The following is a 9,511-nucleotide window of genomic DNA, read 5'->3' as shown; positions in this document are numbered from 1 at the left end:
TTATTTTACCCTAAGCTGCTTGCGGAGCTATGTACTTTTGCGCTGCAATTGTATGTACGTTTATCTTGCCACAAACAAAAAAGGCAGTTTCTTATCGCAACCGTACTTTCTAAAACTTTTCATAATAAGGGGACATTAAACTATGTTTTATCTTAAAGTAAAAAGGTTTATCGACATTTTACTTTCAACTCTAGGGCTAATTCTGTTGTTACCGTTATTTTTGATCCTCATCATTGCGATCAAATTGGACACAGAAGGTCCCATTCTTTTTAAACAGAAACGGGTAGGTATACACAAGAGCCATTTTTATATATATAAATTTCGTACAATGCGTATTGACACTCCTAAAGACACGCCGACTCATCTTTTGAAAAACCCAGACCAATGGATTACTAAGGTAGGTAAGTTCTTACGTGCTACGTCATTGGATGAACTGCCACAAATCATCAATATCTTGAAAGGGGATATGTCTATCATCGGTCCAAGACCTGCTCTATGGAATCAGTTTGATTTAATCGCAGAAAGAGACAAGTATGGTGCCAATGATGTTCCCGTTGGGCTCACCGGTTGGGCACAAATCAATGGTAGAGATGAATTGGAAATCGAAGTTAAAGCTAAGCTTGATGGTGAATACGCAAAGAAAATTGGCCCATCAATGGATATAAGATGTTTCTTCGGAACGATATTCAGTGTCTTGAGAAGCGATGGTGTACTGGAAGGCGGAACAGGCGTCAAGGCGAAAGGGGAAGTGATTAAGTAATGAAGAAGATATTAATTACTGGCGCAAACAGCTATGTGGGCACTTCCTTTGAGAAATGGGTAGCACAGTATCCTGAAAGCTATGACGTGGATACTGTCGATATGAAAGCTTATTCGTGGAGAGAAAGAAACTTTAGTGAATACGATGTGGTTTTACATGTAGCTGGAATCGCTCATATAAAAGAAACCAAAGAGAACGAAGAGCTATATTACAAAGTGAATAGAGATTTAGCTTTTGAGGCAGCAAAGAAAGCCAAAACTGAAGGAGTAAAGCAATTCATTTTTCTGAGTTCGATGAGTGTATACGGGATGGAAACTGGAGTCATTGATCAAGAGACGCCAACAAATCCCAAAAACGCTTATGGGAAATCAAAGCTAGAAGCAGAGAACTTAATTTTAGAACTAACCGACGAATCATTTGCGGTATCGATACTTAGGCCGCCCATGATATATGGAAAGGGTTGCCAAGGAAATTATCCAAAGCTTGCAAATTTAGCACGTAAAACTCCAGTTTTTCCTGAAATTGACAACAAGCGTAGTATGATTTATATAGACAATTTATCTGAATTTATAAGATTAATAGCAGACAATTGTGATTCAGGAATATTCTTTCCTCAGAACAAGGATTATGTAAAAACAAGTGACATGGTTAAAAGGATTGCATTTATGCACCATAAAAACGTAAAAATGACAAATTTATTCAACATCTTCTTAAAAGGAGCGGGTAGAGGTGTCATTAGTAAAGTTTTTGGGGATTTAGTTTATAAACAAAATTTATCAGAATATCCTGAAAATTACTGGGTGTTTAATTTAGATGAATCAATAAAATTGACTGAGAGATAATTTAAATATTTTTTGTTCTACTTAAACTCAATAGAGTCTATGAAAATGAAACTTACTAATAATGGAGTAGTGTACTATAGTTATAGTCCGTACCATTACAAAAAGAAATTAATTTATAATACGTTATTAGCTAAAATTTGGAAATCAATTACTTTCTTATTCACTTTTCGCTTAGCAAAATATTAATCTAAATATAGATGGTTTTTAATATATTTTAATGTTGTTCAATAACTAGAAAATTAAACGGGAATTTATTATTTACCAGCATAATTAATAAAGTCAACAGTAGTTTTTTTAATAAAATTACTGATAATCAGATTGAACTTAGTCCAAGACTTATAAATATTTATAGGTTACAAAGTAACTATTGTCATTATTATATAAAATGTTTTGTTCGTACGGGTTTATTTTATGCAGAAATATAAATACAAGAAAAGAGGTAATATAGTCATGGAACCTATAAGAATATTAAACGTTGTTGGAAGGATGGATAGGGGAGGAATAGAGAGTTTTATAATGAATCTATATCGAAATATAGATAGAGAAAAAATTCAATTCGACTTTTTAGCTCACTATGGTAAAGTAGATGCTGATTTTAATGATGAGATTAAGGAGTTGGGAGGTCGGATTTATGAAATGCCTGTAATTAAGTCAACTAACCGAACATACTATACTAGAGTATTTCAATATAGACGTGCATTGATAAACTTTTTTAAAAATCATCCTGAGTATCGTATTGTTCATGGACATATGACTAATACAGCCTCAATTTATATGCCTATAGCAAAAAAATACGGAAATGTAAGTTGTTGTATATCACATAGTCATTTATCACAAGCGAGAAAAGGGTTATCCGGAGTAGTGACCAATTTATTGCAAAAGAGCTTAAGCTCTCATGCAACTGATTTATTTGCATGTTCTGAAAATGCAGCTTCATGGATTTATAGTAAAAGAGATATTGAATCAGGAAAAGTAAAAATAATTAATAACGCAATAAATGCTTCCCAGTTCCAATTCGATATTGATAAAAGAGATAAAATAAAAAAAGAGTTAAATTTAAAAGGAGAACTAGTCGTTGGTCATGTAGGTAGATTTTTTTACGAAAAAAACCATGACTTCCTATTAGATATATTCAATGAACTATTGAAGATAGAAACTAACAGTAAATTACTACTAGTTGGAGAAGGGGACCTATTTAATGATATAAAAGAAAAAGCGATTAATTTAGGAATTATTGATAAAATAATATTTACAGGAAAAAGAAGTGACGTTTCGATGCTAATGCAAGCAATGGATGTATTCGTAATGCCTTCGCATTTTGAAGGACTTCCTTTAGTTAGCATCGAAGCACAAGCCGCTGGACTAAAATGTATTACATCGGATGTAATTACTGATGAAATAAAAATTACTGACTTAGTTTCTTTTCTCTCACTTTCTGTTGAACCTCAAATATGGGCAAAAAAAATTATGGAAGTATCAAAATATAACAGAAGAAATACTTTAGATCTTATAGTTCAAAATGGCTATGATATTAATTTTGTAGCTAACTACATGCAAAAATTTTATGAAGAGAAATTTTTTGAAAGTGCTAAGGAGATTAAAAAGAGTTATGAAAAAAATGTTGTATATCGCGTTTAGAGATATAGCAAATAATCACTTCGGAATTGAGAAAAAAATATTAAGTCAGTGTTTAGAATTTGAAAAAAATGGAATGAAGACTGATATTATACAAAGAGAAAATTCAAGGGTTGTTTTGGAAAATACAAATGGGGAAAAGATTATACTAAGAAACAAAAAAACTATATCGAATAATCAAAAAGTTAAATCAGTAACAGATAAAATAACTCAGACTAATACAATAATCCAATACATTGAAAGTAATAATTATGATTTTTGCTATATAAGATATGATTTATCTGATTGGCTATTTTTACGATTGCTAAAAATACTAAAAAGTAAAAAGATAAAGGTCATTGTTGAAATTCCGACATATCCATATAAAGCTGAATATACCCAAAGCTTTATGCATAAATTGAAGTTCAACGTAGATCAATTTTTCGCTAAAGAGATGAAAAAATACGTTGATAGAATTGTCACGTTTTATAATTCAAACGATAAAATATACGGAATAAATACAATATATATTCCAAATGGATTTGATTTCTCAAATATTAATTTGATAGACAATTCGTTTAGTCATTCTGCAGATACTGTAAATATTATTGGGGTTTCGTCAATGAGAGAGTGGCATGGATACGAGCGATTTATTTTAGGAATGAGAAACTATTATGATAATAATTTTATAAATAGGGATATCATACTTCATTTAGTTGGTAATGGAAGTGAAATAAAAAAATATAAACAATTGGTTGAAGAAAATAATTTAAGCGATTATGTTCACTTTTATGGAGTGAAATCAGGACAAGAGTTAGATGATATTTATAACCTCTGTGACTTAGGAATTGATTCATTAGCTAGGCATAGAACAGGAATAAATGTATTGAGTTCACTTAAAAGTAGGGAGTATGGTTCTAAAGGCCTCCCTATAATAAACTCATGTGATATAGACATAATTAAAAATGATTTTAACTATTTATTAAAAGTACCTGCTGATGAATCCATAATAGACATGAGAGAAGTCTTGAAATTTTATGATAAAATTTATAACACTGGGAAAACCAGACAAGTGGTTAGAAGAGAGATACGATCGTATATTGAGTCAAAATCAAATTTTACAGCAGTTTTAAAACCAGTTATATCCTATCTAAATACAGCAAGTGATTTTGAATGAGGATGATAAGATGAATAAAAAAATATTTAAATGGAATAAAAAAAGTATACGAAGATTACTAATAGGTCTTCTTATATTTGTATCATCTTACTGGTTTATTCTCAATGTAGACGAAACGTATGAATTTTTATTCTTGGTTTCTTTTGGATATTTAATTGCTAATATAGTCTATTCTGCTTTAGATTACAAAAATAGGTTTGTTTTCTTAATGTTTAATGGTACATTTTTTTTATTTCTCTTAGGGTCTGTCGTGATGTCAGTGGTTTTTAGAGAGAATAACAATATTCTTTCTCAATTCAATACTGGAACAATTGAGCACATCTCTTTTGCGATATTTCTTTCATTATCGACATTAGGGGTTACTTACCAATTCTTGAAAACTAACAATGACACGAACGAGCAGCTAAGAGATAATAGTATTTATTATGTAGAAATGAAGAAAAACTTTACTTTGAAAAAAATTACTTTTTACATTCTTATGATATCTTCCATTGCTAAAATTATTTCAGTTACAGAACTAGTATTTTTTGTCCGAAATGCTAGTTACTATGATTACTATACCGATTTTAACTCTAAACTACCTTCTGTTGTTAATTACATAGCTTCTACTTATTATATTTTATTTTATATTTATATATCTACTATGCCAAGTAAGAAAGAAATAAGATACCCAATGTTTATTTATTTTTTAATTTCTTTTCTCATACTTGTTTCAGGTGAACGCGGAGAACCTATATCAAACATAGCAGTATTTATATTATATATATTCATAAGAAATAGAAAGAATCACTTTGATATAAAAATAAAAAAAAAATATACACTGATTATGTTAGTTGTAGCCCCTTTTATTATTTATTCTTTGCAGGTATTGCATTTTGAAAGGAACAATATTACTACCAACTTTTCCTTGAGCGAAGGAATTTTAAGCTTTTTTGAATCCCAAGGTGGTAGTATAAAAGTAATTGGGTATGGTTTTGATTATAGAGATTATATTAATAATATTAATGATGCTAATTATACTTTTGGTACTTTAAGAAATTACGCAACTCAAAATGTTCTGTCTCGTTTTTTATTTGGAATCCCACCGTTAAGACAAAATACTGTTGAAATGGCGACTTCTGGGGTGTCATTGAATCAAGTTCTATCTTACATAAGGTTTCCAAATACATATGTACAAGGAAGAGGGATGGGAAGCAGCTATATAGCAGAGCTTTTTCATGATTTTGGTTATATAGGCATAGTTACTGGGAATATAATACTCGCTTATATAATCTCCAAAATAGAGAATTTCAATAGGAAATCCCCCTATATGATCGCTATATACCTAAATATTGTTAAATACATTATTTTATTACCAAGAGGGGCAAGTTTTTCTTGGTTCACTTCTACTTTTTCTGTGCAGAACATACTTCTTATATTTTTATTGAAAATTATTGAAAATGAAATTAATATAAAAAAGGAGAATAAGAATGAAAAAATTAAAAGTAACATATCCAGTTATACCAAATATGGGGGACTTACTAAATCCTCTAATAATTGAGAAACTTTTTGACTACAAAGTAGAGTCGACAAATAGATATAGTTCAGATTTAATTGGTATTGGAAGCGGACTAGGAGGTTTTCAAAAAGAACCAGGTTTGAAAAACAGTTTTTTACAGAATTATTCTAAAATTTTCTCAGGAAATTTACATGTCTGGGGAACAGGTTTTATTCATTCTGATGAAACTATGACTTCAAGCTTCTTCAGAAAAAACGTAATTATTCATGCCCTTAGAGGAGAAAAAACAAGAAGAAGAGTAGAACAAATTATGAATAAAGATATTGATGTTCCTCTCGGTGATGGAGGATTGCTTGCTTCTGAATTAATCAATCCAACAAATAAAAAATATAGATTAGGAATTATACCACACTTTAAAGAGCAAGAAGATCCTGTTTTTGAAAAACTTAAGAAGAAACATAGTGATTCAACAATTATAGATTTGAGAGAAGATCCAATTGAGGTCATTAAGAAACTATCCGAGTGTGAAACTATAATTTCAAGTAGCTTACATGGTTTGATAGTAGCGGATAGCTTTGGAATACCTAATGCCTATGTGAAAGTAACTGATAACTTGCTAGGAGATGGATTCAAATTTCATGACTATTATTCTTCATTTGGATTGAAGTGCAATGTAATGAGTAAAACTGATATTCTAGAATTATCAGTTACAGACATTCAGAGAAATTATGAAGTTGATTTTTCAGAAGTAACCCAAAAAAAACAACAACTAAAAGAAGCATTTCCTAAAAAAATCTAGTGAGTATGAGTTTACTGAAAGGCTGGAAAAAATGAATATTGCAATTGTAACTACAAGTTATCCATCAACTCTCACTCCGACAAAACATGTGTTTTTGCAAAAGCTAGTATGGACTTTTGCTGATCTGGGCCATAATTGTGTTGTAATCTCTCCTGTTGATAAAAAGAACACGTTACTTAAAGAATTACCTACAGAAACAGATGAGTTAAGTCCTAACAATAATCTTATTAAAATCTATTATCCACGATACACTAATTTAGGTTTCAGAAAACGGTTTGGTATTAATCTTCAAAAAATGTCTTTAAATAATTTTACAAATAGCGTGTATCGAGCTGTAGAAAAATCGCCCTTAAAATTTGATGTGATTTATAGTCATTTTTTAACCCCTGCTGGTATGGCTGCATCAAGAATAGGAAAAAAATTATCAATCCCAGCTTTTGTGGCTTTCGGAGAGAGCGACACATGGTCAATTGAAGGATTCGGAATTAAGAATATTATTGAAGAGCTAAAAAATATTACAGGTTTTATTGCAGTTTCAACTGAAAATAAACGAAGATTGATTAAGTTAGGGATAGCCTCTGAAGAAAAAATTAAAGTTTTTCCCAATGGAGTAGACCTCACAAAATTTTATAAGACAGATAAAAAGGAAGCCAGAAAATATTTTGGCTTTTCACAACAAGATTTTATCGTTGCCTTTGTAGGACAATTTAATGAGCGTAAAGGTGTATTGAGGGTCGTGAATGCATTGGAAAATGAAGAAGGAGTAAAAGTTGCTTTTGCTGGTAAAGGACCCCTACAGCCCTTTACAAAAAACAGCGTATATAATGATATTGTCAACCCCGATGATATGCCAAAGTTTTTAAATGCTGCAGACATCTTTCTATTGCCTACATTAAATGAAGGTTGTTGCAATGCTATTATAGAAGCTATGGCATGTGGATTACCGATAGTGTCATCAAATTTACCTTTTAACGAAGACCTTTTAGAGGCAAATAATTCTATAGGAATAAATCCACAAGATGAACAAGAAATAAAAAATGCGGTATTAACTTTAAAAAATAACCCTTCCTTATTAAAAGAATATTCTGAAGGAGCATTAGAAAAAGCTAGTCAATTAGATATTAATATTAGGGCTACAAATATATCGGATTGGATAAAAGCTATACAGTAAAATGAGGTAAAATTTCAATGAATGAAAAAGAAATAGCGAAAAAAATAGGGAATGCAACTAAGTGGTCAACTTCAACTGAAATTATGGCAAAGTTAATCACCCCAATAATTAACATGATTCTTGCAAGAATATTAGTACCGGAAGACTTCGGGATAATTGCTACTATTAATATGATAATTAGTTTTGCCGATATATTCACAGATTCTGGTTTTCAGAAGTATTTAGTTCAAAAAAAGTTTCATGGAAAAACAGAATTATATAAATATGCTAACGTTGCATTTTGGACTAACTTATCAATCTCTTTATTAATTTTTTTAATTGTAATAGTATATAATCAAGAGATTGCTCAACTAGTGGGAAGTCCAGGATTGGGACACGTGATTATTATTTCAAGTTTGCAGTTGCCGATGACTTCTTTTTCAAGCATACAGATGTCAATTTACAGAAGAAAGCTGAACTTCAAAGTTTTATTTCTTGTAAGATCAATTGGAATTGTATTACCACTAATTATTACCCTCCCTTTAGCTTTAATTGGATTTGGTTATTGGTCGCTAATTATTGGAAATTTAATTGTACAATTATCAAATGCTGTAATTTTAACTCTAAAATCAGAGTGGAAGCCCAGATTATTCTATAATGTTGAAATATTAAAAAAAATGTTTTCATTCAGCATATGGACCTTACTAGAATCAGTTTCAGTTTGGTTTTCGTTATGGGTTGACACTTTTATTATTGGAAGCATGTTTAGTTCATATTATTTAGGAATATACAAAAATTCCACCTCGATTGTAAATTCACTTACAGCTTTAGTTACTGCATCCATAGTACCTATTGTTTTTTCAACTCTATCACGTCTACAAGAGGACAAAGAACTGTTCAATAAGTATTTTTTTAAATTCCAGAAAATGACGGCATTGTTAATTTTTCCACTAGGTATAGGAGTATATCTTTATAGTGATTTAGTAACATCAATACTACTCGGAGAAAAATGGATGATTGCAAGTCCTTTAATCGGAATATGGGCATTAACTAGATCAATTAAAATAATTTTTGGTAACTTATCGAGTGAGTATTATAGGGCTAAAGGGCAGCCTAAATTATCATTAATCGCACAACTCATCCACTTAATAGTCCTCATTCCTGCATGTATAATTAGTGTGAGATACGGATTTTGGATACTTGTACATGTAAGATCGTGGGTACAAATGCAATTGGTTGTGACACATTTGATTATTTTGAAATTTCACTATCAACTTTCATTAAAAAATATGTTCAAGAATATTATGCCTATAGCAATCTCAACAGTCATAATGTCTATATGTAGTTTATTATTGAAAGGTCTAAATGAAGGTTTATTTTGGGATATAATTTCGATTTCAATTTTAATATTAGTTTACTTTATATCAATTATACTTATTGACTCTACTAATGATATTAAACTTCTAGTAAAATCAGTATTTAAGTAAAACAGTATTTTGAATATTTATATTTTTTGTATATTTAAAGCTAAAACAAGTTAAATCTTTTTGGTTTTTAAGTCCGCCGATTGTAAAATTAAGCTAGACAAATAAATAAGCCATTCGTGGTACACTCAAATTGTAATTCCGACCAAAGAATACATAGGAGTGATCACGAATGACCTACACCCAT

The 9,511-nt window shown here is 30.4% G+C and carries 8 protein-coding genes; all 8 read left to right on the top strand.

Annotation, left to right across the window (positions count from 1 at the left end):
• Nucleotides 1-142: 142 nt before the first annotated feature.
• Nucleotides 143-760 carry a sugar transferase gene (locus PVE40_RS11725; protein ID WP_274732132.1) on the top strand — a complete coding sequence of 206 codons (618 nt, stop codon included), beginning with the start codon at nucleotides 143-145 and terminating at the stop codon, nucleotides 758-760.
• The gene (locus tag PVE40_RS11720) at nucleotides 760-1,602 is read left to right on the top strand and encodes an NAD-dependent epimerase/dehydratase family protein (protein WP_274732131.1); all 843 of its coding nucleotides are present in this window, start codon (nucleotides 760-762) and stop codon (nucleotides 1,600-1,602) included. The genes PVE40_RS11725 and PVE40_RS11720 overlap by 1 nt, the downstream gene beginning before the upstream one ends.
• A 450-nt stretch (nucleotides 1,603-2,052) precedes the next feature.
• Nucleotides 2,053-3,240: a glycosyltransferase family 1 protein gene (locus PVE40_RS11715; RefSeq protein ID WP_274732130.1), complete on the top strand. Its 1,188-nt coding sequence runs from the start codon at nucleotides 2,053-2,055 to the stop codon at nucleotides 3,238-3,240.
• On the top strand, nucleotides 3,212-4,393 hold the full coding sequence (locus PVE40_RS11710) for a glycosyltransferase (protein ID WP_274732129.1): 1,182 nt from the start codon (nucleotides 3,212-3,214) through the stop codon (nucleotides 4,391-4,393). Before PVE40_RS11715 ends, PVE40_RS11710 begins: the two co-directional genes overlap by 29 nt.
• Before the next feature lie 10 nt (nucleotides 4,394-4,403).
• Nucleotides 4,404-5,933, top strand: a complete 1,530-nt coding sequence (locus tag PVE40_RS11705) for an O-antigen polysaccharide polymerase Wzy family protein (RefSeq protein ID WP_274732128.1) — start codon at nucleotides 4,404-4,406, stop codon at nucleotides 5,931-5,933.
• On the top strand, nucleotides 5,863-6,690 hold the full coding sequence (locus PVE40_RS11700; protein WP_274732126.1) for a polysaccharide pyruvyl transferase family protein: 828 nt from the start codon (nucleotides 5,863-5,865) through the stop codon (nucleotides 6,688-6,690). The genes PVE40_RS11705 and PVE40_RS11700 overlap by 71 nt, the downstream gene beginning before the upstream one ends.
• A gap of 31 nt (nucleotides 6,691-6,721) precedes the next feature.
• Nucleotides 6,722-7,861, top strand: a complete 1,140-nt coding sequence (locus PVE40_RS11695) for a glycosyltransferase family 4 protein (protein WP_274732125.1) — start codon at nucleotides 6,722-6,724, stop codon at nucleotides 7,859-7,861.
• 17 nt (nucleotides 7,862-7,878) lie between these two features.
• Nucleotides 7,879-9,327, top strand: coding sequence for a lipopolysaccharide biosynthesis protein (locus PVE40_RS11690; RefSeq protein ID WP_274732124.1), 1,449 nt, complete (start codon nucleotides 7,879-7,881; stop codon nucleotides 9,325-9,327).
• Nucleotides 9,328-9,511: the final 184 nt, after the last annotated feature.

The sequence above is a fragment of the Jeotgalibaca caeni genome (assembly GCF_028863945.1).
Classification (GTDB): domain Bacteria; phylum Bacillota; class Bacilli; order Lactobacillales; family Aerococcaceae; genus Jeotgalibaca; species Jeotgalibaca caeni.
This window is presented reverse-complemented; position numbering and strand designations above follow the sequence as displayed.

Bases quoted from the DNA above. Each gene is read 5' to 3' on its own strand.
- PVE40_RS11710 (WP_274732129.1), top strand. From the start codon at position 3,212: ATGAAAAAAATGTTGTATATCGCGTTTAGAGATATAGCAAATAATCAC.
- PVE40_RS11700 (WP_274732126.1), top strand. From the start codon at position 5,863: ATGAAAAAATTAAAAGTAACATATCCAGTTATACCAAATATGGGGGAC.
- PVE40_RS11690 (WP_274732124.1), top strand. From the start codon at position 7,879: ATGAATGAAAAAGAAATAGCGAAAAAAATAGGGAATGCAACTAAGTGG.
- PVE40_RS11720 (WP_274732131.1), top strand. From the start codon at position 760: ATGAAGAAGATATTAATTACTGGCGCAAACAGCTATGTGGGCACTTCC.
- PVE40_RS11725 (WP_274732132.1), top strand. From the start codon at position 143: ATGTTTTATCTTAAAGTAAAAAGGTTTATCGACATTTTACTTTCAACT.
- PVE40_RS11705 (WP_274732128.1), top strand. From the start codon at position 4,404: ATGAATAAAAAAATATTTAAATGGAATAAAAAAAGTATACGAAGATTA.
- PVE40_RS11695 (WP_274732125.1), top strand. From the start codon at position 6,722: ATGAATATTGCAATTGTAACTACAAGTTATCCATCAACTCTCACTCCG.
- PVE40_RS11715 (WP_274732130.1), top strand. From the start codon at position 2,053: ATGGAACCTATAAGAATATTAAACGTTGTTGGAAGGATGGATAGGGGA.